The sequence below is a fragment of the Candidatus Thioglobus sp. NP1 genome, assembly GCF_003326015.1.
Taxonomy (GTDB): domain Bacteria; phylum Pseudomonadota; class Gammaproteobacteria; order PS1; family Pseudothioglobaceae; genus Pseudothioglobus; species Pseudothioglobus singularis_A.
The window spans coordinates 909,352-933,177 of sequence record NZ_CP023860.1; the positions used below are offsets into that span (position 1 = coordinate 909,352).

Sequence of the window (23,826 nt, forward strand, 5' to 3'; positions counted from 1 at the left end):
GTGACAAAAGTCGACTATATTGCTAGGAGCTTGAAGGCAATTTTGTACTTTCTTTGTTATCAAAATGTTCACAATTTGTGAGTTATGATTTTCAACTTGAGATTATATAGGGATTGGTATCTAGAAGTAATTAATTATTGAAATTAATCGCTATAAAAATTTAAATAAGGTTTAGATTGAACCTTGTTTGCAACCAATGTATACTTACATTAATAATTAAAGGAATAGTTCACCTTACGAACTGGGCGGTTGACCTATATTGTATGCCCTGGGATTTCCCTAAATTACTCAAAAAAGGAGCAAGTAATGCCCCCTAAATATAAAAAATTTAAAACCTTATCTAGAGGTAGTTCTTCGAATAATTTTCATAAACTTTTACAGCTGAAGAATCATATTCTTGCTGATGGTGCGACTGGGACTAATCTATTTGATATGGGGCTTGAGACTGGAAATCCACCAGAACCCTGGAATTTATTTCATAAAGAGAAGATACGTTCTTTACATCAGGGTTTTGTTAATGCTGGCTCAGATTTGTTCCTAACAAATAGTTTTGGTGGAACATCATTTAGGCTGAAATTACATAATCATGAAAATAAAGTTTTTGAATTCAATAAGGCTGCTGGCATTATTGCTCGAGAAGTTGCAGATAAAGCAGAACGATTAGTAGTTGTTGCAGGCTCAATGGGTCCAACAGGAGAAATGATTGAACCCCATGGTTTGATGACCTCCAAAGATGCAACAACAGCATTTAAGGCTCAAGCTGAGGGTTTAGTTGAGGGAGGTGTTGATGTGTTGTGGTTAGAAACTATGTACTCGATGGAGGAGTTAGAAGCTGCATTTGATGCAATTAAAGACTTTGGACTGCCAATTTGTGCAACGATGAGTTTTGATACTGCCGGTAAAACAATGATGGGAATTACTCCAAAAAATCTTGCTAGAAAATCTCAAGATTTAGAATTAGCAGGATTTGGTGCTAATTGTGGAATTGGTGCTGCTGATCTTATTGCAACAATTAATGGTATAACTCAAAATGTAGACTCAAAGACAGTAGTTATTGCAAAAGCTAATTGTGGTATACCTGAATTTCATGATGGCAATATCCGCTACTCTGGGACTGAAAATCTGATGTCAAAATATGTAAAAATTGCAATGGATTCTGGGGCAAAAATTATTGGTGGTTGTTGTGGAACAACTTTCAATCATATCAAAGCAATGCGAGAAGCCATGGACAATCATAAGGTCGCCTCTTTACCTACTCTAACTCAAATTGAAAGTAGGGTAGGACCATTATCAAAAGGATCTAAGGCTATTTTAAAGGATGATGATTCAATTCCAACTAGGCAAAGAAGAAGTCGAAGGAATAGGATATAAAATTAATTTAATTTAATTTTTTAAGTTTTATGTTAGTATAAATTTCTTGATAATATATATTTTTTTATTCTTAGTAAATAATTGATTGATGGTTTCAAATTCGGATATTACGCATAAAAAGAAAGGCGTATCAATAATAAATAAGGAGCTTCCAAGATTTGGAAGTGATAAGCAATTAGAGGCCTCAATTGGTAAGCAAGTTCGTCTTGCACGAAAAAGTGCGGGGGTTACTCTTCAGCAACTCTCAAATCAATCATTATTATCGGTAAGTATGATTTCAAAGATTGAGAATGGTCAAATTAGTGCTTCGCTAAAAACCATTCAACAGATTTGTCATGCTCTAAATATTTCAATTACTTCATTATTTAAACAACACGACAAAGATGTTGAGCCAACATTTGTTAAATCAGGAGATGGCTTAACAATTGAGAGAGCTGGCTCAGATGAAAGCCGCCATTATCAACTTTTGGGACATACAGTTGGTGGATCTCTTAATGTTGAGCCATGTCTTATTACGGTTTCCTCAAGGGATTATGATTTTCCTGAATTCCAACACAAGGGCGTTGAGTTTATTTATATGCTTAAAGGTAAGATGGATTACTATTATGGAACTAAGGTTTACCATTTTAAGAAAGGTGACTCAATATACTTCGATGCTGATAAACCCCATGGCCCAAAAAAAATAATTACTGATGAATGTCAATTTTTAACGGTAATTTGTTCTAATAATTCTGACTAATTTTCTCTTATTTTAGACCTCAATATTTTCATTAAATGTGCTGAAAATTCGCCTTTTATTTAATTTCTTAGAGGTAAAAAAAATTTATTGACAATGGAATATCATTAGGCGTATACTCGCGTAGAGTTTGTTGCAACATTGGTTTTTTCGGAGTCAAAAAGGACCATAAAGGATTATCTTTGTTTAGCCTATCCATTTTGTATAGCAATAAATTTACTAATGTGCTTTTTTTGTTTTTGATTTCATAATAAAGCAGAACAAAGTCATATAGGGGGCAAATCTTTAAAAAAGATTTTTTTATTTTTTTCGGAGAGATTAAATGACAGATTTAGAACTTCACGTTAATGAACCTGGACGCGATAAGCTTGTAAAACAAGTTAAAGATAAGATCGAAGCGTTGGGTGTTACATATGTATATTATCAATTTGTATCAGTCACTGGTCGTATTGTTGGTAAGGGTATTCCTGCAAGACATTGGGAAAGATTAGCTGAAAAAGGCTTTCAATTAGTTTACGGATCAACTGCAAATCTATTTGTTGATCGTCATGGCGATTATATTGGTTACGGACCAGAATCTTCAGAGCTTGTTGGTATTCCAGATCCTGATACTTTTTGTCAGCTTCCATGGGATAAGAGAGTAGCCCGTGTTTTTTGTCGACTATATAGAAATCGCGAAGAGCGCGAAAACCCAGGACAAGCTTTGACATCAGATTGTCGAGGTAACCTTTATAGACAACATAAAGAATTCCAAGATCAGTATGGACTTGATATGCGTTGTGGAACAGAGCCTGAAATGATGTGGCTAAAGCGTGGCGAAAATGGTGGAACAGATGGTGGTGTTACAAAACCAAACTGTTACCATATTGATCAGTTTGAAGAGTTACGACCTGTCTTTATGAAAGTTATTGAATATTCTGAGCAAATGGGACTTGATATTATTCAAGGCGATCATGAAGATGCTCCAGGACAATTAGAGCTTAATACGCAGTTTGATGATGTACTCAGAAATGCAGACCGTCTAACAACTTACCGTCAAATTTGTGCTCAAGTTGCTCGTGAGTTTGGGTTACTTGCTTGTTTTATGAGTAAACCTTTTATGGGTGTATCAGCTTCAGGCTGTCACCACAATATGTCTTTATGGAAAGGTGGTAAGGATGTCTTTCATCCAGAAATTGCCACTGGTGATGGTGAACTTCCAGGAATGCCTGGGTGCTTTACCTATAAAGAAGGTGGTGAAAATACATTTATGCCTGATCCATCAATAGATGAAAAAATGCCAGGTCCAATTGGGCTTCAATCAATTGGTGGTGTAATTAAACATTTACCAGCTTTGACTTCAATTGGCTCTTCAACGGTTAATTCATATCGTCGTTTATGGGATACCGGTTTTTGGGCGCCAATTTTTGCAGATTGGGGTTATCAAAATAGAACTTGTGCACTTCGTGTGTCTGCTCCTGGTCGCTTTGAGTACCGCTCGGTAGACTCAATGGTTAATCCATATTTAATGGGTTCTGCACTTCTAAAGGCAATGGGTGATGGTATTGATAATAATCTTGAAGCTGGAGAGCCTGAAGAGCGCAATATCTACGAAGCAATGGAAGCGGGTAAACAAGTTACTAAACTTCCTATGTCTCTTGGTGAGGCTCTTAATGAGCTTGATAATGACGATGTTATTAAATCATCTATGCCAAATGAGATGTATAAGGTTTTTCATCATTATAAGACTGATGAATGGGAAAAATTTAATGCCACAGTTACAGACTGGGATACAAGTACGTATTTGGATTGCTTGCCATAGGCTAGCTTCATTTAGGTTTTTTTGGAATGCCCACCTTTAGGTGGGCAATTTTTAGTAAAGGGAGATTAGTTTATGTGCGGAATAGCAGGTATTATTCATAGAAATGCTAGCAAAGATGAAAACATTGGTGGACAAATGACATCGATGCTTCAAGCCTTAAAACATAGAGGGCCAGACTCAACGGGCTACGCTGTTTATGGTGAAGATAATGGTAATCAGGTTGTAAGATTTAAGGTTGCAGAGGGAGCAGAACTAGAAGGTAGTTTTGATATCCATGCTCAGATTGAAGAGAGGATTAAGTTAGTCAATTCTCGTCTTACAGATCTTGGTGCTAAGGTTGTAAAAAAAGATAGTGCAAACGAGTACTCTCATCGCTATGAGATTCAATTTTCAGGTGACATGAAAAAGTTAGCTGACTTTGTTGAGGATATTGAAGGTGTTGAAATCTTATCAATAGGAAACTCACTTGAATTGATTAAGGATCTTGGTGATGCTTCGGTTGTATCAAAACAGTATGGTCTTGATAATTTTAATGGTACTCATGCGATTGGACACACAAGGATGGCAACTGAGTCAGACGTAGATATTCGTTCTGCTCACCCTTACTGGGCATATCCTTTTAGTGATGTTGCTGTTGTTCATAATGGGCAGTTGACAAACTATTGGACAAATAGACGTGCTTTAGAGCTTAAAGGTCATCGTTTTTCTTCAAACTGTGACTCCGAATTAATTGCAGTTTATATTGCAGATAGAATGAGTCAAGGCTCAGATCTTGAAACTGCTATGAAGGATTCTGTTGAATATTTAGATGGTGTTTTCACCTATTTAGTAGCTACAAAAGATCAACTTGGAATGGCCAAAGACGTTATGGCTGCTAAACCAATGGTTGTTTATGAGAGTGACGATATGATTGCGCTTGCTTCAGAGGAAGTAGCAATTAGAACTTTGTTTGATCATCGAATTGAAACATTTGACCCATATCACGGAGAGGTAAAAGTATGGCAGAACTAAAAAAAGAAACGGCTCAGGAGATGGGTCTTCATGATGAGCAGTTAAAAGGAAGAACTCAACAGCGATTTTTTGCTATTGATGAAAGTGAAAATTTAACTTATTTTCATTCTCACGAAGTTGATACCAGTAAAACTGCAACGATTGATGCGCTTGACATGACGCCAAGAGAAATTAATCGTGAAATCAGAGAGTTAATGGAAAAAGGCATTGGCGACATTACAGTTGATAATCCTATGTCAAGACATGGTGTTGGAGTTGGGATATTAAATCGTCTTAATCTTACCTTTACAGATAGTCTAGGCTATTTTGGTTGTGGTTTGATTGATGGACCTAACGTTCATATTAAAGGGCGAGTTGGTTGGTCATGTGCAGAAAATATGATGTCTGGAACGGTTGTGATTGATAAAAATGCTGGCTCTACATTTGGTGCTGCTATTCGAGGTGGTGACTTAGTCTGTAAAGGTGATGTTGGCGCTCGAACTGGAATTGACCAAAAAGGTGGAACAATAATCATTGGTGGTAAGACTGGTGCATTTTCAGGCTTTATGATGCAGCGTGGCAGAATGATTATTTGTGGTGATGCTGGAATGAACTTAGGTGATTCAATGTATGACGGCACTATTTATGTTGGTGGTGAAGTTGAAGAGCTAGGGGTGGATTGTGTTCCTGGTGAAATGACAGAGCTTGATATTCGTTATTTATCAGAGAAGTTAGCTATTTATGGTATTAAAACTCCTAAAGGTGTAGAAAAGATGAAAAAGTATGTTTCAGGCAAGATGTTATGGAACTATGCAAGTCTTGAGCCTAACGAGAAAAAACTAATTCTTTAATCGTACTTTTTAACAAATTAAACTAAAGGAAATATTATGAGTGATTCAGATCAAAAACATAGACTAGGTAAAAGTTTCATCTTCCCTAAATCAGTGATGGACGATATTCATATCAAATCTGATTTGGGTAGATATAGAATGAGAGGTTTCTCTTTATTTAAGAAAATTCCAACTTGGGATGACCTTACTTTTATGCCAGGAACGCTAACGCGTTTTGTTATTGAAGGTTATAGAGAGAAATGTTTGACCAAAACTATTATTGGGCCAGAAGCTCCAAGACCATTAGAGCTAGATATTCCAATTTATATTACTGGTATGAGCTTTGGAGCGTTAAGTTATGAAGCTAAAACTGCTTTAGCTCGTGGCGCTACTATGGCTGGAACAGCTACTTGCTCAGGTGAAGGTGGAATGATTCCAGATGAGAGACGCTATTCTAGTAAGTGGTTCTACCAATGTATCCAGTCTCGTTATGGATTTAATCCTCAGCATTTACGTCTTGCTGATAGTGTTGAATTTTTTATTGGACAAGGTTGTAAGGTTGGCCTAGGTGGGCACTTAATGGGTCAAAAAGTGACCGATCAAGTTGCAGAAATGCGTTCTTTGCCTGCTGGTATCGACCAGCGTTCCCCTGCAAGACACCCAGACTGGCTTGGACCAGATGATTTAGCTCTTAAAATTGAAGAAATTCGTGAAGCAACTGATGGCCAAATTCCGATTCAATTGAAACTAGGTGCTGCACGTGTATACGATGATGTTCGAATGGCTGCTAAAACAGGCTGTGATAGCATATATATTGATGGCATGGAAGGTGGAACTGCTGCTGGACCTCACATTGCAACAGAAGAAACTGGCGTCCCTGGTATTGCTGCAATTCGTCAAGCACGAAATGCAATTGATGATGTAGGAATGACTGGAAGAATTTCTCTAGTTTATGCTGGTGGAATTCGAAATGGTGGTGACGTTGCAAAAGCTGTTGCACTTGGCGCTGATGCCGTTGCTATTGGTCACTCATCGCTTATGGCGCTTAACTGTAATAGAGACATTCCTGAAGCTGATTATCCAGCAGAAATGGGTGTTAATGCTGGTGAATGTTATCACTGTCATACTGGTCGTTGTCCAGTAGGTGTTGCGACGCAAGATCCAGAGCTTAGAAAGCGTCTTGATCCAGATGAAGCATCAGAAAGAGTATATAACTTCTTACATACATTAGCTATTGAAACTCAAATGATGGCTCGTGCATGTGGTAAGACTAATATTCACTCTCTAGAGCCAGAAGATTTGGCTGCTTTAACTATGGAAGCCTCTGCTTGTGCTCAAGTTCCTATTGCAGGTTCTCAGCATACGGTTGGTCGTCCAGATATGACACGCTTTTAAGAATAGGAGAAATTATGAGTACTAATGAAGAAGAGTTTGTAGTTGGCGCTGATGGTTTAGATACTGATCGTGAACAAATGATTGGTCAGCATATCGGTTATCGATATGATGTAAACCTAGTTCCTGACCTTAAATTTATAACTCCCTTTTTGCAAAAATATATTGACAAAATGGGCTGGAAAGATCTTAACTGGTTAGAAGATATTCATATGGGTTATGAGGGGGATCAAGCTGCTGTTTTTGATAGAAATATTAATGGTTGGGTCACTATTCCAGATAATATTAAACTTCCTGATAATCAACAGGAGCGAGATATGATTGCTCGTGAATTACTAGTAAAGTTTCAAATGTCTGAAAATCACCCTATGGTTGATTTAAATAACGCTTACCGAAAGTTTTAATGGCGGTAAGTGATTTTAGGGCTTATAAGAACGTTTAAAACTTTCTTATTATTTCCTTAGTTTAGCGGCATCCTACCCCCTAGGGTGCTGTTTAAACTATCAATAGATTTAGTTAAAAAGATAACTTTTCGGTTAAATTAATCAAATTGAACTATATTTTAACTGCAGTATAATCAAGCTTATGATAGATAAGAATTATTGAATGAAAGTATCCAATATTAAATATAATGGTAATTGTGAGACCTACCAGATTCATGGTGGAGAGGCTGTTTCTATTGATTTAAAAAGTGGAGATTCTGTAGAAGTTGTTGATGTAGAGGGTGATCAACAATGTAGTGTTCTCGCCTTTGATGCTATGAAGTCTTCCGTATTAGAGTCTTTAAGCTGGAACTCAAGTCCAAGCAGTAACCTATCCAATATAATTTCAGACGATTGTTCAGAAATGCTTAAAGCAATTCTTAATCATAATAAGATTAAAGCTAAAAATCTTAGTAGTACTGAGCTTTTTTCTATATCTAATCCTGCAGAATCTAGTCAATCGTTTGCAATAGATAAGGACATATTATGCATTTTTGATGCAAAGGGAGGGCCTATGCTTGTTGATAAACAAAACTCTCCAACTGAAATATTAATTAATGTTTCTCGCGCGAATCCCTCAAAGCCTTCTGAAAGACTTCCAGAGCCTCTTGCTAAATCTAAAAGTGAAATTAGAGTTAATGATAGTTCAGCAGTTGCTTATAAAGTTGAAGCTGGCGAGTTCATTCAAATTATTGACGTTGAAGGGCGTCAATGCTCCGATTTTCAAGCATTTATCGCAGAGGATTTAAAAAATAATTTAGAGTTAAGTCTCGATCCAACAGTTACAAGATCACAAATGCTTGCAAGCTATCCTGCACCTGGCACTCATGACAAATTTTATAATCAGAACTCAGTTCCTTTGGTGGAGATTATTCAAGATACTGTTTGTCGGCATGATACTTTTGGGTTGGCTTGTAACTCAAAGTATTATGATGATCGTGGATTTCCTGGCCATATAAGTTGTACTGATAATTTCAATAAATCTCTGGCTGAATATGGCGTTAAACCAAGAAAAAATTGGGCTGCTGTTAATCTTTTCTTTAACACTGCAATAGAAGAGTGCCATTCACTTACTTCAGATCTTTCTTGGTCAAGGCCAGGAGATTATGTTTTATTTAGGGCAATGGATGATCTAGTATGCGTTTCATCAGCATGTCCTGATGACACCACTTCAGCTAATGGTTGGAATCCAACTGATATTCATGTTAGGATTTACGACAAAACAAATAATTTTTCATCGGCAACGGCATTTAGACCGGACCCACAATCAATACCTACTATGACTAAAGAAACTGGCTTTCATAAAAATACATCGAAGTTGACTAAAAACTTTGACAACTATAATGGTTATTGGCTCCCACTTGATTATACCAATCTAGGTGCCATAAAAGAGTACTGGCAATGCCGAGAAGGGGTTGCAATGATCGATCTTGCTCCTCTTAGGAAATTTGAAGTATATGGTGAGGATGCTGAGGCTTTGATGCAATATGCGATAACAAAAGATGTTCGAAAACTTGCAGTTGGCCAAGTAGTTTATTCCGCAATGTGTTATGACAATGGCTGCATGGTTGATGATGGCACTCTATTCCGACTTGATGAGAATAATTTTCGTTGGATTGGTGGTTCAGAGGATAGTGGTAAGCTATTAAGAAAAATTGCAGATGATCGTAATCTAGATGTGCGTGTCAAATCATCTACAGACCAACTTCATAATGTTGCTGTCCAAGGACCGAAAAGTCGTGAAACATTAGCCAAAATAATTTGGACACCAAAGCTGCAAACAAATCTTGAAGATCTAAAATGGTTTCGTTTTACAATTGGACGTATTGGAGGAGAGTTCGGCATTCCTGTAATGGTATCAAGAACTGGTTACTCTGGTGAGCTTGGCTTTGAGGTTTTTGCACATCCAAGGGACTGTGAATCTGTATGGGACGCTGTTGCAGAAGCTGGAGAAGAATTTGGCATTTGTCCACTTGGTCTTAATGCGTTGGATATGCTAAGAATTGAAGCAGGTTTGATTTTCGCAGGCTATGAATTTTGCGATCAAACCGATCCATTTGAAGCAGGAATAGCATTTACAGTTCCCCTTAAAACAAAGGAAGAGGATTTTTCTGGCAAGGAGTCTTTGATTTTAAGGAAGAATTCACCACAAAGGGTTCTTGTTGGACTAGAATTAAGTGGTAATGAAGTTGCACTCCATGGCGATGGCGTGTATATTGGCAAGCAACAAATAGGAATTATTACAAGTGCAACACGTTCGCCAATTTTGAAAAAAAACATTGCACTTTGTAGAATTTCAATCTCAGAATCAGAAATAGGTACTGAAGTTGAAATAGGTAAATTAGATGGACATCATAAGAGACTAGCTGCTTCAGTGGTCCGGTTTCCATTTTATGACCCTGAAAAGACAAGGGTAAGAATGTAAGTTTGTCTGTGGGTTCGGAACAATCTTAAAAAGTATGATGAATTTTTAAGAATGTAAGCATGGTTTTTTTTTAACGATATTTGTTTAAAGGAAACTATTTTCAAAGTTAAATATTTTTTATAGTTATTTACTTTAATAAATATTTAATTTAACTTTAAAGGAGAAATAAATGAATAAGTTTACAAGTAAGGTAGCTGCAGCTGCTTTAACGATGACTTTAGCTTCTGTATCTGGTCAAGCACTTGCTGCTGACTCTTCGAAGCCAATTGTCATTCCTACACATAACTGGTCAAGCCAAGTTGTTATGGCATATGTTATTGGTGGTATTTTTGAGAGCATGGGTAACAATGTAGAATATGTTCCTGCTGACTCACAAGCAGTATATGAAGCTATCCGTAATGGAGACGTAACTATTTCACATGAAGTATGGCAGTCAGCATTTGGTGCGTCTTTCTATAATGCAATGGAAAAAGGTGGAATTGTCGATGCAGGTAACCATGCAGCAATGACCCTTGAAGAGATGGGTGTTCCACAATGGGTTGTGGACGAAAACCTATGTCCAGGACTTCCAAACTGGGAAGCACTAAAAGACTGTAAAGATGTCTTTGTTACTGCAGACTCAGGTGGTAAAGGTCGTTGGTTAGAAGGACCACAAAGTTGGCATGGTAACCTTATGCCAGAGCGTATTGCTGCGTTAGGTCTTGGTGATGACTATATGGTTAAGTTTGCTGGTGGTGCAGATGCATTATGGGCTGATTTAGCTGCTGCTAAGAAAGAAGGACGAGGAACAATTGTCTTTAACTGGACTCCAAACTTTACAGATGCTGATGGATTTGCATTCATTGAATTCCCTGAGTACTACGATGGTTGTAGAGTTGTTGATGGTGGTGATGGTGCTTGTGGATCTCCAAAAGGTTGGTTGAAAAAAGCGGCTAACTATAAGTTCCCTAAGACACATCCAGCTGCTTATACAGCTTTCTCAAAGATGTCTTTCACAACAACTCATATTGGTCAAATGGCCGCACTTGTTGACGTTGATGGCATGAGCCACCAAGATGCTGCAGCTGCATGGCTTGCTGCTAATCAGGATGTTGTTTCAGCATTTAAATAAGGCTTATATAGCTTAGACTTCTTTATTTTTTAAGAAGTTTATTAGTAATTTAAATCTCTCCCCTAGGCTTTTTCAGCTAGGGGAGATTTATTATGTCCTTTAAAAAAACTTTAGTTAGAATTACCTACTAATAACTTTCAGAAAGAAGGTATTTTTTTGTATACTACAGTTATAAGATTTAAATCAATTTTGGAACTTTTATATGACAATTAAAGAAAATTCTATCCACAGTAAACAACCAGTCATCAAGTGTGACTCAGTCTATAAAATTTTCGGTGATAATGCAAAAAAATTATTGCAAGAAGCTAACGGTAGGGTTGATGCTCAAGAATTTCAAGATGCTGGCTGCGTAGTTGGTGTAAACAGTGCCTCATTTGAGGTATATGAAGGAGAGATGCTGGTTGTCATGGGTCTTTCAGGCTCAGGTAAATCTACGCTACTTAGATGTATCTCAAGGCTAACAGATACAACTGCTGGAAATATATACATTGATGGTGAAGACTTGCTTGCATTAAACTCGAAAGAGCTTATTGAGCTAAGAAGAAATAAAATGGGAATGGTGTTCCAAAGCTTTGCATTGTTGCCCCATAAAACTGTTTTAGAAAATATTGCCTTCCCTCTTCAAGTTAAGGGAAGTAGTACTGATGACAGTATGAAAAGAGCGATGGAGATGGTGGAGCTTGTTGGTCTTACAGGTCGTGAAAACTACTTCCCTAGAGAGCTTTCTGGTGGTCAGCAGCAGCGAGTTGGGATTGCTCGATCATTAGCCGTAGAGCCAGATATTTGGTTCTTAGATGAGCCATTTTCGGCTTTAGATCCTCTGATTCGTAAAGAAATGCAAGATGAATTTTTGAGGCTACAGGGTGTTCTTAATAAAACAATTTTATTTGTTACCCATGATTTTGATGAAGCCCTAAGACTTGCTGATAGGATTGCAATTATGAAGGATGGTATTATTGAGCAATTAGATACTCCAGCTAATATTGTTTTAAATCCCGCAACTGAATATGTTCGTAAGTTTACTGAAGAAGTTCCTAGAGAAAAGGTTCTAAAGATTGAGTCAGTAATGGATCCTGTGGGTAGCACTGATGAAGAGTTAAGTAAACTTCAGGTTTCTAAAGACGCAATTATTGAAACTGTTGCGGAAGAAGTGCTAAGTGAACAAAAGCCAGTAGCTGTATTAGATGAAAATAATAATATAGTTGGTGTTTTAAATTGCTCAACTATTATTCATGTCCTTTTTGGTGATCGCTCTAAATCATAATATCTAGATAAACTGACTATGGAATTTTTAAAAAATAACCCTAAGCTACTGCAATTTGTTATTGTTTTAATTGTATTTTTTATTCTTATGTCAATGACAGGAGAATATCACGATATTATTTTGTTACGTGATGGTTTTGCTAATAAAGTTAATTCGGGAGAAATCGATGCCATAGTTGGTTTTTCGGAGTCATTTAGAATGCTTCTTAGTGGTCAACTCCCACCTCAATTAGTAAGACTTCCAGAATTAAACTTTTTTAATCCAGTTACTGATACTTCATTAGTATTTAAAATCATAGCTCTCTTGACTATTCTTGGCTTACTATTTAAAAACTTTCTTTTGACTACTAAGGTGACTAGAGATGTTCCAATTGTCTGGTTTAAACAAAACTGGACAAAGTTGTTTGTCTATATCCCTGCCGGAATTATTGTTGGCTTTTTAATCCTACCAACACTAATGAATTGGTTTTTTGATGACATCACTACAAGTAGTTTTTGGTCAATGAACCAAATCATTAATGATTCCGCAGAATTTGTAATGTACGAATGGTGGCCGGTTGAAATTTACGATCCAGAGATTGAAGATTATGACGATTCTGCAATGATTAAGGAGATAACTAGAGGTTTTTCTCGGTCTATTCTCTTTGCTATTGAGTTTATTCGTGAGATCTTATTGGGTGGAATTAAAACAATTGTTGCCTTTACAAGCTGGGAGTGGTCTGATGCTAATGAATGGGCAGTTTGGCCTGGACTTCCTTGGACTGTTGTTTCGGCTTCAGCAATTATGATTGGCTATTATTTAAGTGGAAGAGGTTTGGCAATATTGGCTGCCTTTTCTACCATATATATCAGTGTTTTTGGACAGTGGGAGCCTTCCATGGAAACACTCTCATTTGTTCTAGTTGCTGCTCCAATATCTTTTATTTTGGGTCTAAGTCTTGGCGTTTGGGCCTATAAGAGTAAAACAACTGAAACAGTCTTAATGCCTCTGCTAAACGTAGCACAGACAATGCCCCATTTCTCTTATCTTGTTCCAGTAATGGTTTTCTTTGGTGTAGGTGATCATGCAGGCGCTATAGCAACTATTATATTTGCTACACCCCCAATGATCAGGCTGACACTTCTTGGCTTAAAAAAGGTTTCTCCTGAAGTTCTTGATGCGGGGATGATGAGCGGCTGTAATAACTATCAACTGATGTCTAAAGTTTTAATTCCCTCAGCTAGAAGAGATATTCTGATTGGCGTAAACCAGGTAATTATGCAGTGCCTTGCGATGGCAGTAATTGCCTCCTTTATTGGCGCAAAAGGTTTAGGCTTTAACCTTCTTCTTGCCCTAAATCAGCTAAAAATAGGCCAAGCTTTAGAGCTTGGTATTTGCATTGTACTTATCGCGGTATTTTTAGATAAACTTTCTCTAGCATGGGCTGATAAGCAAACTGATTATTTTGCTGACCTTCCTTTTCTTCAACGCCATAAATATTCATTCTCTTTTCTTGTGATTTTGTTTGTTGGAATTTTATTGGCATATCTTGGTACGTTTTTGTTTAAGGATGGAATCAATTATCTATATATGATTCCTCACAACAAGGGTTACACATCTCAACTCTTCTGGCAGTCGGGTGTTGACTGGATTTGGGATACTTTTTTCTTTTCGTTGCAGGGGTTTAATACTTGGTTAATTCAGGGTGTCCTTATTCCAATGAAGACGGCTTACCTCTCGATGCCAGTTATAGCAACCTTTACCCTTGTAATGGGCATTGGCTATATTATTGGTGGAATCAGATCTGCGTTGGTAGTTGGCGGCTTTTTATTAGTAATTGCTCTTCTTCAATGGTGGGAGAGAGCTCTTATTACTGCCTATATGGCAAGCTTTGGCGTTCTTGTGTCTGGTTTAATTGGAATAACTGTTGGCTCGCTTTGTGCTCGAAGTAAGATAGCTAGTAAAGTTATTTTATTAGTTTGTGATACTTTCCAAACATTTCCTTCTTTTATTTACTTAATACCTGTAATTATGCTTTTTGGAGTGACTGATACCTCTGTATTAATTGCTGTTATTGTATATGCAACTATTCCAGCAACACGCTACACAGTTGAGGGCCTCACAAGCGTTCCACAAGCACTTCAAGATGCTGGTTCAATGTCAGGTGTTAACCGAATGCAGAGGTGGCTTAAAATAGAGATGCCTCTAGCATTACCTCATATTATGTTAGGTCTTAATCAAACGGTTGTTTTTGCCCTATTTATGGTCATCATTGGAGCAATGATTGGAACAGATGATTTAGGTCAGTTTATCTTGAAGGCTTTATCTGATAAACAAGGAATTGGTAATGGATTGTTGTTGGGACTCTGTGTTGCATTTATTGGACTGGCAGTAGATCATCTTATTCAAACTTGGGCTAAACAAAGAAGAAAATTATTAGGCATAGATTAAAAAAAACTAATTTTCTAAGGATCTAAAGTTTTTAATATGATTTGCAATCCAACGATGAAAACAATGCGTTGCGCTATCCATAGTTGGTGAGAATTTACCACCATCAAACATGATTCCTTTTCTGCCTCTTTGCATACCCTCTACAACACCAATATCTTCACTAAAAACGGTTTTCCAAAAGAGAGCATTGGAATCAATAAGTGGTTTTAATTCTGGCATTTCTTCTGGTTTCTTGGCGTAATAAAGTGAAACATGTTCAACTGTTTTATTAGTTGCAATAGGTTCAATAATTATTGAGAAAAAATGATCTCTATGAGTTCCTAAAAGCACATTGGGATAGAGAGCTATATACTCACTGGCTTGATCCCATTTATTAGATAGACCTTCAAAATCAGGGAATACTGATCCATCTTCACTTTTGATTTGGTTGTAAACATATGAGCCTTGTCCTGAAAAGAAACCTGGCTCTTCAATATGGTAGTGATCCTCAACACTTGAAGTAATATTTAGCTCAGGATGAACCCAGGGTAAGTGATAGCTCTCACAATAGTTCTCAACAGCTAGCTTCCAGTTAGTATTAAGATTTAGAGTGAACGAAGATGTTTCACCACCATGATAAATTGGTTTATCAAATTCAGACCATCTCTCAATTGTTTTGGCTGCATAATCAGTAAATTCTTGAGCATTATTAGAGATGTTGACAAAGATAATATCTTGCCAGACAGCGGATTTTATTTTAAAGAGTCCTAGCTCATCATTTTTTATTGCTTTATGGGTATTAATATCAGTTCCACCTACCATTGGTGTGGCGCATAATTCACCTTTAAGGTTATAGCACCAGCTATGATATGGACAAGTAATTAGTCCTGATAGATTTTTCGGTTCTTCTATTAAAATCATTCCTCGATGCCGACAGGTATTTTGGAAAACATTAATATTATTATTCTCATCACGAGCCATTAATAATGGCATATCTACAAAACTCATAGGTTTTATATCGCCTGTATTAGGAATATCTTTTCCAAATCCAATGGCTGACCAGTTGTTAAATAGGATTGCTTTTTTTTCCTCATCAAAAACGGCATCACTTATATAGTGCTCATTAGGAAGACCTTTAGCCATAGCTGTTGATGTTAAAACTGAATCAAGATTGCTGTGTGGAGTCGTTGCCATAAAAAAATTAACAGAAAAAACATATAATACTATGAAGTATTATTTATCAGTAGTAATTAAATCCCATTAAAAAATTGAATTAATTTCAATTAATCGATGCCCTTATTTATGATTTAGATATAAGAAAATCTCTTAGGATTTTTACATTTTCTGGAAGTAACTCTTCTTTCTCACTCATTATGTAAATTGCAGACGGTGCTGGTATTGAGGTGTCTCCTAGTATTACAAGTTCACCACTATCAAGCTTTGGTTTGCATAAATGCTTCCATCCAAGAACAATTCCCATACCATCAGAGGCTGCTTGAAGGGCAATCATATAATTATTTACGTGAGTACCTGGAGAAATCTTACCTTTATAACCAAGTGCACTAAACCAAGAAAACCAGTTAGACCAGTTTTTATCTTTAGCTCTAAGATGAATGAGAGGCGCTTGAGCCAAATCTTCAATACTTGGATTTGGGAATTCTTTAGCAAATTTAGGACTACATACAGGCACTAATTCATCTTGAAATAGGGTGTGTTTTTGATTTGATTCATTTTCCACAAAGCCATAACATATTTTTAAATCAACAGCGATACCCTGTGAATCTGGATTATCAGTCACATGCTGATTGACAGGGATTTCTGGATGAAGCTTCCAGAACTCAGATAAGCGTGGGGGGAGCCAAAGGAAAGAAACAGCTGTGGTAGCACTAAGTATAACTTCTTTATCACTTGCAGATCTTCGAAGATTAGCGAGTGTTGATGAAATTGCAGTAAAACTACTTTGCAGAACGGCAAATAATGATTCACCATGATCTGTTAAGTTATTACCATGATGTTTTCTGTCAAATAAAGATAAGCCAAGCTCAGTCTCTAAGAACTTAATTTGATGACTTACTGCTCCAGGTGTAACTCCTAGTTCTTCAGCAGCACCTTTGAAGCTTCGATGACGAGCAGCAGTCTCAAACGTTGCTAAAGAGGTTAGTGGCGGTAATTTATAGTATCTTCTAGACATAATAGAATCCTAATGTTGAATATAAGTATACTTACAATTCGTTTTGTTATGGTCAGAATGACACCTTTTTAGAAAAAAAATCATCTTACTTATAATAAATATATTGATAAGTCATTAAAAATTAACATTTTTTTTATAAACCATGTAAATAGGCCTCTCTAGGCTTTTTTCTATAATATAATTCTAAAAATTTTAATCTAATAATTAATTTAAATAGGATGAATAAAAGTTATTTTTTTTTTAAAAAGAATTTATAATTAATTTCACTTTAGTTTGAATTTTTTAACTATTTATTACAACTTATTTAAAGATAATATAATTTGTCAAAAATGAATATATTTATAACTAATAACCTACCTAAAAAATTAAAGGAGATTGAATATGTCTTTACCAACTAAAGCTCAATATGTCGTTGCTGGTGCCGGAATCCATGGGATGTCTACAGCTTGGCGATTAGCTGAAAAATTAACAGCAAATGGTGAGAGTGTTGATGGACGAATTGTGATAATTGATAAGGCTGATAGAATTGCTGCTGGGGCAACAGGTATTGCCTGTGGTGTAGTTCGTAATAATTATTTTCAACCTGCTATGCGCAAGTTAATGGCTCATTCTGTAAGTATATGGGAGAGTGATCCTGAGGCATTTAGCTATCATCCAAATGGTTACATGCAAATTTCATGTGAAAAAATGCGTCAAGACGTAAAACAAATACATACTGAGCAAGCAGCAATTGGTTATGACAGTGTTTTTATTGAGGGTGAGGAAGAATCTCGTAATTATATGCTTGAAATGTTTGATGATTGGCAAGCTGAGGGAATCACTTCAGTTCTGCATGAAAAGCCTGGAGGTTATGCAAATAATGTTAAGGCAATGGAAGGCTTATCAAAGAAGGTTTTAGACTTAGGAGTTAATGTAATTCTTAATACTGAGATCACTGGTTTTGTATCTGAAGGAAATGGAAAAAGAGTTACTGCTGTTGAGACAGACAAAGGTACTATTGAATGTGATAACCTAATTATTGGAGCTGGTCCGTGGGTACGTGATTTTTGGCATATGCTTGGACTTCCTTCTCAAATTGAATTAAAAGATCTTGAAGGTGAGGTTCATCAAGATATTGATATGTGGCGTTTTTGGCAGCTAGAGGAGGGTGTTTTAGAAGTTCCACCAGAAACTTTAGTAACTAATGACGGTAATATCCCACCTGTGCTTCATATTGATACTGATGCACCTCTATACTCAACAGTTGATGGCTCTTTAATTACAGATCAATTATGGGGAATTTATTATAAACCAGATTGGAGTTTTGGTGGAATCCAAGGCGGTGCATCTCCTTATACTGTCGATACACCAGTAGATGAAGTTGCTATTGATCCGTATGGTCCTGAAAGTAAAGAGTTTACAGCAAGTAAAGATTTTCCAGAAATGTGGGTATCTGCTCTTGCTCATTGCCACAAAAGATTTGAAGGTAAGATGCCGCACTATCATAAAGAGCCATCTGGCGGTATTGGTTGTTTCACTCCAGATAGCTTTCCAGTTATTGATACTTATAATGAAAATGTCACAATAATTGCAGATAGCAATCATGGATATAAAATGTTAGGTGTTGGCTGTTTAGTAGCAGAGGAATTAATGGGTGAAAAACAGGAGCTTCTAGAGCCTTTCAGATTTAGTCGTTTTAAAGAAGGAAAGTTACACCCAGTATCAAATAGTCCTTATCCTTGGAGCTAATATAGTGAGTAAAACTCGTTATTCTGCTTTTAAAGTATTAAAAGAGGCGCTTACTGGCCATAAAGGTTGGGAGCCGACCTGGCGTGATTCTGAGCCTAAAGCAGATGGCTATGATGTTATTATTGTTGGTGGAGGTGGGCATGGTCTAGCTACGGCTTATTATTTAGCTAAGAATCATGGAATTACAAATGTGGCTGTTATTGAAAAAGGCTGGATTGGTGGTGGTAATGTGGGAAGAAATACTACCATTATTAGATCTAACTATTTACTACCTGGTAATGAGCCTTTTTACGAATTCTCATTACAACTCTGGGAGAATTTAGAGCAAGATTTAAACTACAATGCTATGGTTTCACAGCGTGGAATCATGAATTTAATTCACTCTGATGCTCAGCGAGATGCCTTTATTAGAAGAGGTAATGGAATGTTGTTTGCCGATGCAGGTTGTGAATACCTTGAGGCAAAAGAGGTCAAAGAGAGATACCCTTTTTTAGATATGAATAATGCTCGTTTTCCAATTAAAGCTGCACTAGCTCAGCCTCGTGGAGGAACTGTTCGACATGATGCTGTTGCATGGGGATATGCCAGGGGTGCAAGTGATCTTGGGGTTGATATTATTCAAAACTGTGAGGTGACTGGATTTCATATTGAGAATGGAAAATGCCTTGGAGTTAAAACAACTAAGGGTGATATTAAGTCAGGTCGAGTAGGTGTCTGTGTTGCAGGTTCTTCTGGAAGAGTTATGGCAAAAGCTGGAATTAAGCTTCCTATTGAAAGCCATGTGCTCCAAGCATTTGTAACTGAAGGACTAAAACCAGTAATGGATAATGTTATTACTTTTGGAGCTGGACACTTTTATTGCTCACAATCAGATAAAGGTGGGCTAGTTTTTGGTGGTGATATTGATGCCTATAATACTTATGCTCAACGTGGCAATTTACCAGTTGTCGAAGATGTTTGTTCTGGTGGCATGGCTATTATGCCAATGATAGGCCGTGCTCGCTTATTAAGAATGTGGGGTGGTGTCATGGATATGTCCATGGATGGCTCTCCATTTATCGATAGTACTGAAATTGAAGAGTTATTCTTTAATGGTGGCTGGTGCTATGGTGGATTTAAGGCAACTCCAGCTAGTGGTTATTGCTATGCTCATTTACTAGCAACAGACTCTCCACATGAGGTTGCAACTGCTTTTAAGCTTGATCGTTTTAGGCGAGGTGCAATGATTGATGAGAAGGGTGTTGGTGCTCAACCAAACTTACATTGATAAATTAGATAATGATAATTAATCATCCATTATTAGGTCCCCGAGATTCTGAAGAGTTTGTATATTTGGGCTCTACTGATTTAATTAGTAGACCTACTAATTGGGAAGATGAAGCTTCCGCTGAAGATTTTTATCAATACCAGTATATTAGAGAGAATATTGCAGGAGAGCATCGAGAGCTTTGGTATCACGAGCAAGGTGATCAGTCCTGGTTAGTTGTAACTAGAAATACAATTACACATGAAATTACTGAAGTAGAGTTGGCTCAAGACGTTTCAAGATCAATGGGTCGAGGCAAATGAGTCAAACTAATAGAATAGATGGTGGCTTAATTGACCATAAAAAAACACTAAGTTTTACTTTTAATGGTCAAATTTTAAGAGGCTATGAGGGCGACACTCTGGCTTCAGCTCTTCTTGCTAATAATAAACAGTTAGTTGGTCGTTCATTTAAATATCATCGTCCTAGAGGGATTGTAACAGCTGGATCTGAGGAGCCAAATGCCATTATGGAGATTGGTAATGGTTCCTATAAAGAACCAAATACACGAGCGACAGTTACTCAGTTATATAATGGATTAGAAGCAAAAAGTCAAAATCATAAAGGACCTCTTGGTTTTGATTTAATGGCGATTAATGATTTTTTATCACCACTTCTTAGCGCAGGCTTTTATTACAAAACCTTTATGTGGCCAAAGGCATTCTGGGAGAGGCTATATGAGCCAGTTATTCGAAATGCAGCGGGACTTGGATCGCTCTCTGGTGAATCTGATCCAGATACCTATGATAAGGGTTTTCGCTATTGTGACATCCTAATCATTGGGGCAGGTGCTTCAGGATTATCCGCAGCATTAACTGCAGCTAAATCTGGAGCAAAGATAATCCTTGCTGATGAAGATTTTTTGATGGGTGGACGTCTGAACAATGAAACTAATAAGATTGATGGTGTTTTAGGAAGTAAATGGGCAGCTGATATTGTTGCTAAGTTGAGTGAAATGCAAAACGTCACTTTAATGGCTGATACAACTATTTTTGGTGTTTATGATCATGGTATATATGGTGCGCTAGAAAATAAATCATCTGAAGCAAGAGAAAATCACGATAAACCGCGTCAAGTGAATTGGCGAATCTATGCGAAACGAGCCATTTTAGCTTCTGGCGCAATAGAGAGAGCTATTGCTTTTGGTAATAATGATCGTCCAGGAATCATGATGGCCAGTGCTGTTCGAACTTATGTAAACCGGTTTGCAGTTACTCCAGGTCAAAACATTACAGTTTTTACAAACAATGATGATGGATGGCAGACTGCAAGAGATTTGTTATTAAAAAATATTAAGGTTGCAGCTGTTATTGATTCTCGACCGATTAAGCCTGTGCTAAGAATAGCAGGAGCTGAGATTTTTATGGGCGTAGATGTTATTGATACCAAAGGAAGAAAGGGCCTTAAATCAATTAAACTGTCAAATGGTAAGACAATTGAAACAGATACTCTTGCAGTTTCGGGTGGTTGGAATCCTAATCTTCATTTAACTTGCCATCATCGAGGTATTCCTAAATGGAATGAGGAGATTGCCTCATTTATTCCTGATGAGTCTGTTCCTCCAGGAATGATAGTTGCTGGACGTGCAAAGGGCACAATGGTTCTTGCTGATGCTATTATTGAGGCTCATAATATGGGGTCTTTAGTAGCTAAAGAGCTTGGTTTTAAAGCTGCTAAATTAGCACATGCCTCAACTCCAGAAGTAGCGTACAAGGTTTCAGCTCACTGGGGAGTTGAAAGTGGCTCAAAGCGTGCCTGGGTTGATTTTCAAAATGATGTAACGGCTAAAGATATAAAGCTTGCAAATCAAGAGGGGTTTAAGTCTGTAGAGCATGTAAAACGATATACCACTTTGGGTATGGCAACGGATCAAGGAAAAACAGCTAACGTTCTTGGTATAGGAATCATGGCTCAGAATATGGACCAAACTATTGAAGAAACTGGAACAACTATATTTAGACCTCCTTATTCTCCAATCTCTATTGGTGCATTTGCTGGAAGAAGACGTGGAATGGAGTTTTATCCAACACGATATACACCTAGTCATAAATGGTCAGAAGAGCAAAATGCTGTTTTTGTAGAGGTTGGAATGTGGTATCGCTCCCAATGGTTTCCGCAACCAGGTGAAACTCATTGGCGTCAATCTGTAGATCGTGAAGTGATGCAAACTAGAGCATCAGTAGGTATTTGTGATGTTACAACTTTAGGAAAGATAGATATCAAGGGTGCAGATGTATCTGAATTTTTAAATAAAATTTATGTTAACGCATTTGCAAAATTGCCTGTTGGAAAAACTCGATATGGTCTAATGCTTAGAGAAGATGGTATGGTTATGGATGATGGAACAACAGCAAGATTGGCGGAGGATCATTTTGTGATGACCACCACCACTGCAAATGCTGTTAGTGTCTATCGCCACTTACAGTTTTGTCATCAAGTTTTGTGGCCTAATCTGGATGTCCACATGATTTCGGTGACTGAGCAGTTTGCTCAATATGCCGTTGCAGGACCAAATTCACGTAAGTTACTTGAAAAAATCATTGATTCTGAGCATGACATTTCAAATGAAGCATTCCCATTTATGGCTGCAGGTCAAATAACAGTTTGTGGTGGTGTGCCAGCTAGACTATTTAGAATATCATTTTCTGGCGAACTTGCTTATGAAATTGCTGTTCCAACAAGATATGGTGACTCCTTAATGAGAGCTATGATGGAAGCAGGAGAAGAGTTTAATGTTATTCCATATGGTACTGAGGCATTAGGTGTGATGAGAATTGAAAAAGGTCACGCGGCTGGACCAGAATTGAATGGTCAGACAAGTGCCTATGACTTAGGTATGGGTGGTATGGTTTCAGGTAAAAAAGATTTTATTGGTTATAAGTTAGGTCTAAGAGAAGATTTACAGCGTGAAGATCGAATGCAAATGGTTGGTTTTAAGCCAGTTAATAAAAATGATTTAGTTGAAAAAGGCTTCTCTATGGCTGGAGCTCATTTACTTGGTTTACGTGATCAAGCAACTACTGAGAATGATCAAGGTTGGATTTCGTCATCTATCTATTCTCCAATGTTAGGTTGTTATATAGGTCTTGGATTTATAAAGAATGGATTAAAAAGAAAAGGGGAGTTTGTTAGGGCTGTTGATTTAGTTCGAGGTAGTGATATAGAGGTTGAGATTTGTAGTCCACACTTTTATGATCCAGAAGGAGAGCGTTTACGTGTCTGATTATATTCTAGAAAAACTTTCAGCCCTTGAAGGGGTTGAGTATGAATTTGATGGTGTAGCGGTTTCTGAGGTAACAGATATGTCTCTTGTAATGGCCGCTATTCCAAAAGGAACACTAGCTAATGTTGAATCTGCAATAAAAAAATCATGTGGATTATCAATACCAGAAATACAAAAATCTAGCGAATCTTCTGATTCCTCTATTACCTTTTGGAGGCTTCAAAATAACCAAGTTTTGGTTTTTTTTGCTTACGAAGGTAATGATGCAGAGTCATATCTAAAGAGCAAACTTAATGCACCTGTTTATTTAACGGATCAATCTGACACATGGGCTATGATAAGGGTTAAAGGTCCCAGATCTAGAGATATTCTTGAGCGTATATGCCCAATTAATATTGACAAAGATGTTTTTACAGTTGGAAGTGTATCAAGGACAGTAATGGAGCACATAGGAACAATCATTTATAGAGACGAGGATGATTCTTACATTCTCTTAACAATGCGCTCATTTGGGCGCTCTATGATTCATGCAATAGAAGTCTCGGTGAACAACGTTCTTTAAAAATA

General features: G+C 37.2%; 18 protein-coding genes. 16 read left to right on the plus strand and 2 right to left on the minus strand.

The features are described from left to right. The first annotated feature begins 306 nt into the window (after positions 1–306). The 11 genes from bmt to CRN91_RS04760 all read left to right on the plus strand — a co-directional run bounded on the left by bmt (position 307) and on the right by CRN91_RS04760 (position 14,832). A complete protein-coding gene (bmt, locus tag CRN91_RS04710) occupies positions 307–1,371 on the plus strand; it encodes a betaine--homocysteine S-methyltransferase (protein WP_114115288.1) in 1,065 nt (354 codons plus the stop codon). 88 nt (positions 1,372–1,459) lie between these two features. Beyond that, positions 1,460–2,110: a helix-turn-helix domain-containing protein gene (locus CRN91_RS04715; RefSeq protein WP_114115289.1), complete on the plus strand. Its 651-nt coding sequence runs from the start codon at positions 1,460–1,462 to the stop codon at positions 2,108–2,110. Between the two features lie 319 nt (positions 2,111–2,429). Beyond that, a complete protein-coding gene (locus CRN91_RS04720; protein WP_114115290.1) occupies positions 2,430–3,908 on the plus strand; it encodes a glutamine synthetase family protein in 1,479 nt (492 codons plus the stop codon). A 72-nt stretch (positions 3,909–3,980) separates the two neighbouring features. Beyond that, positions 3,981–4,919, plus strand: a complete 939-nt coding sequence (locus CRN91_RS04725; protein WP_114115291.1) for a class II glutamine amidotransferase domain-containing protein — start codon at positions 3,981–3,983, stop codon at positions 4,917–4,919. Beyond that, complete coding sequence (locus tag CRN91_RS04730; protein ID WP_114115292.1) at positions 4,907–5,749, plus strand: GltB/FmdC/FwdC-like GXGXG domain-containing protein; 843 nt, start codon at positions 4,907–4,909, stop codon at positions 5,747–5,749. The genes CRN91_RS04725 and CRN91_RS04730 overlap by 13 nt, the downstream gene beginning before the upstream one ends. Positions 5,750–5,785: 36 nt before the next feature. Further along, positions 5,786–7,123: an FMN-binding glutamate synthase family protein gene (locus tag CRN91_RS04735; protein WP_114115293.1), complete on the plus strand. Its 1,338-nt coding sequence runs from the start codon at positions 5,786–5,788 to the stop codon at positions 7,121–7,123. A 14-nt stretch (positions 7,124–7,137) separates the two neighbouring features. Further along, on the plus strand, positions 7,138–7,524 hold the full coding sequence (locus CRN91_RS04740; protein WP_114115294.1) for a hypothetical protein: 387 nt from the start codon (positions 7,138–7,140) through the stop codon (positions 7,522–7,524). Between the two features lie 202 nt (positions 7,525–7,726). After that, positions 7,727–10,027 (plus strand): trimethylamine N-oxide demethylase, encoded by a 2,301-nt coding sequence (locus tag CRN91_RS04745; RefSeq protein WP_114115295.1) that lies wholly within the window; start codon positions 7,727–7,729, stop codon positions 10,025–10,027. A gap of 169 nt (positions 10,028–10,196) precedes the next feature. Next, positions 10,197–11,138 carry an ABC transporter substrate-binding protein gene (locus CRN91_RS04750; RefSeq protein WP_114115296.1) on the plus strand — a complete coding sequence of 314 codons (942 nt, stop codon included), beginning with the start codon at positions 10,197–10,199 and terminating at the stop codon, positions 11,136–11,138. Positions 11,139–11,340: 202 nt separating this feature from the next. After that, positions 11,341–12,402: a quaternary amine ABC transporter ATP-binding protein gene (locus CRN91_RS04755; RefSeq protein WP_114115297.1), complete on the plus strand. Its 1,062-nt coding sequence runs from the start codon at positions 11,341–11,343 to the stop codon at positions 12,400–12,402. 18 nt (positions 12,403–12,420) lie between these two features. Next, positions 12,421–14,832: an ABC transporter permease gene (locus CRN91_RS04760; protein WP_114115298.1), complete on the plus strand. Its 2,412-nt coding sequence runs from the start codon at positions 12,421–12,423 to the stop codon at positions 14,830–14,832. A gap of 6 nt (positions 14,833–14,838) precedes the next feature. Here CRN91_RS04760 and CRN91_RS04765 read toward each other — a convergent pair whose 3' ends face one another. Both CRN91_RS04765 and CRN91_RS04770 read right to left on the minus strand, forming a co-directional pair. Beyond that, positions 14,839–16,005: an aromatic ring-hydroxylating oxygenase subunit alpha gene (locus CRN91_RS04765; RefSeq protein WP_114115299.1), complete on the minus strand. Its 1,167-nt coding sequence runs from the start codon at positions 16,003–16,005 to the stop codon at positions 14,839–14,841. A gap of 106 nt (positions 16,006–16,111) precedes the next feature. Next, complete coding sequence (locus CRN91_RS04770) at positions 16,112–17,002, minus strand: LysR substrate-binding domain-containing protein (RefSeq protein ID WP_114115300.1); 891 nt, start codon at positions 17,000–17,002, stop codon at positions 16,112–16,114. A gap of 381 nt (positions 17,003–17,383) precedes the next feature. Here CRN91_RS04770 and CRN91_RS04775 point away from each other — a divergent pair, with 381 nt between their 5' ends. From CRN91_RS04775 to CRN91_RS04795, 5 genes are read left to right on the plus strand one after another with little or no spacing between them, the layout of a single operon-like run. Beyond that, entirely contained in the window at positions 17,384–18,730 is a 1,347-nt protein-coding gene (locus CRN91_RS04775) for an NAD(P)/FAD-dependent oxidoreductase (RefSeq protein WP_114115301.1), read from the plus strand. A 4-nt stretch (positions 18,731–18,734) separates the two neighbouring features. Then, a complete protein-coding gene (locus CRN91_RS04780; RefSeq protein ID WP_114115302.1) occupies positions 18,735–19,997 on the plus strand; it encodes a sarcosine oxidase subunit beta family protein in 1,263 nt (420 codons plus the stop codon). Positions 19,998–20,008: 11 nt separating this feature from the next. Further along, positions 20,009–20,299, plus strand: coding sequence for a sarcosine oxidase subunit delta (locus CRN91_RS04785; protein ID WP_114115303.1), 291 nt, complete (start codon positions 20,009–20,011; stop codon positions 20,297–20,299). Continuing rightward, entirely contained in the window at positions 20,296–23,259 is a 2,964-nt protein-coding gene (locus CRN91_RS04790) for a sarcosine oxidase subunit alpha family protein (RefSeq protein ID WP_114115304.1), read from the plus strand. Before CRN91_RS04785 ends, CRN91_RS04790 begins: the two co-directional genes overlap by 4 nt. Next, positions 23,252–23,821: a sarcosine oxidase subunit gamma gene (locus CRN91_RS04795; RefSeq protein ID WP_114115305.1), complete on the plus strand. Its 570-nt coding sequence runs from the start codon at positions 23,252–23,254 to the stop codon at positions 23,819–23,821. The genes CRN91_RS04790 and CRN91_RS04795 overlap by 8 nt, the downstream gene beginning before the upstream one ends. Positions 23,822–23,826: the final 5 nt, after the last annotated feature.

What these genes read in the sequence shown, in the direction of transcription:
- CRN91_RS04715 (WP_114115289.1), top strand. Translation starts at nt 1,460, where the DNA reads ATGGTTTCAAATTCGGATATTACGCATAAAAAGAAAGGCGTATCAATA.
- CRN91_RS04735 (WP_114115293.1), top strand. Translation starts at nt 5,786, where the DNA reads ATGAGTGATTCAGATCAAAAACATAGACTAGGTAAAAGTTTCATCTTC.
- CRN91_RS04790 (WP_114115304.1), top strand. Translation starts at nt 20,296, where the DNA reads ATGAGTCAAACTAATAGAATAGATGGTGGCTTAATTGACCATAAAAAA.
- CRN91_RS04770 (WP_114115300.1), bottom strand. Translation starts at nt 17,002, where the DNA reads ATGTCTAGAAGATACTATAAATTACCGCCACTAACCTCTTTAGCAACG.
- CRN91_RS04785 (WP_114115303.1), top strand. Translation starts at nt 20,009, where the DNA reads ATGATAATTAATCATCCATTATTAGGTCCCCGAGATTCTGAAGAGTTT.
- CRN91_RS04740 (WP_114115294.1), top strand. Translation starts at nt 7,138, where the DNA reads ATGAGTACTAATGAAGAAGAGTTTGTAGTTGGCGCTGATGGTTTAGAT.
- CRN91_RS04750 (WP_114115296.1), top strand. Translation starts at nt 10,197, where the DNA reads ATGAATAAGTTTACAAGTAAGGTAGCTGCAGCTGCTTTAACGATGACT.
- CRN91_RS04725 (WP_114115291.1), top strand. Translation starts at nt 3,981, where the DNA reads ATGTGCGGAATAGCAGGTATTATTCATAGAAATGCTAGCAAAGATGAA.
- bmt (WP_114115288.1), top strand. Translation starts at nt 307, where the DNA reads ATGCCCCCTAAATATAAAAAATTTAAAACCTTATCTAGAGGTAGTTCT.
- CRN91_RS04755 (WP_114115297.1), top strand. Translation starts at nt 11,341, where the DNA reads ATGACAATTAAAGAAAATTCTATCCACAGTAAACAACCAGTCATCAAG.
- CRN91_RS04775 (WP_114115301.1), top strand. Translation starts at nt 17,384, where the DNA reads ATGTCTTTACCAACTAAAGCTCAATATGTCGTTGCTGGTGCCGGAATC.
- CRN91_RS04745 (WP_114115295.1), top strand. Translation starts at nt 7,727, where the DNA reads ATGAAAGTATCCAATATTAAATATAATGGTAATTGTGAGACCTACCAG.
- CRN91_RS04730 (WP_114115292.1), top strand. Translation starts at nt 4,907, where the DNA reads ATGGCAGAACTAAAAAAAGAAACGGCTCAGGAGATGGGTCTTCATGAT.
- CRN91_RS04760 (WP_114115298.1), top strand. Translation starts at nt 12,421, where the DNA reads ATGGAATTTTTAAAAAATAACCCTAAGCTACTGCAATTTGTTATTGTT.
- CRN91_RS04720 (WP_114115290.1), top strand. Translation starts at nt 2,430, where the DNA reads ATGACAGATTTAGAACTTCACGTTAATGAACCTGGACGCGATAAGCTT.
- CRN91_RS04765 (WP_114115299.1), bottom strand. Translation starts at nt 16,005, where the DNA reads ATGGCAACGACTCCACACAGCAATCTTGATTCAGTTTTAACATCAACA.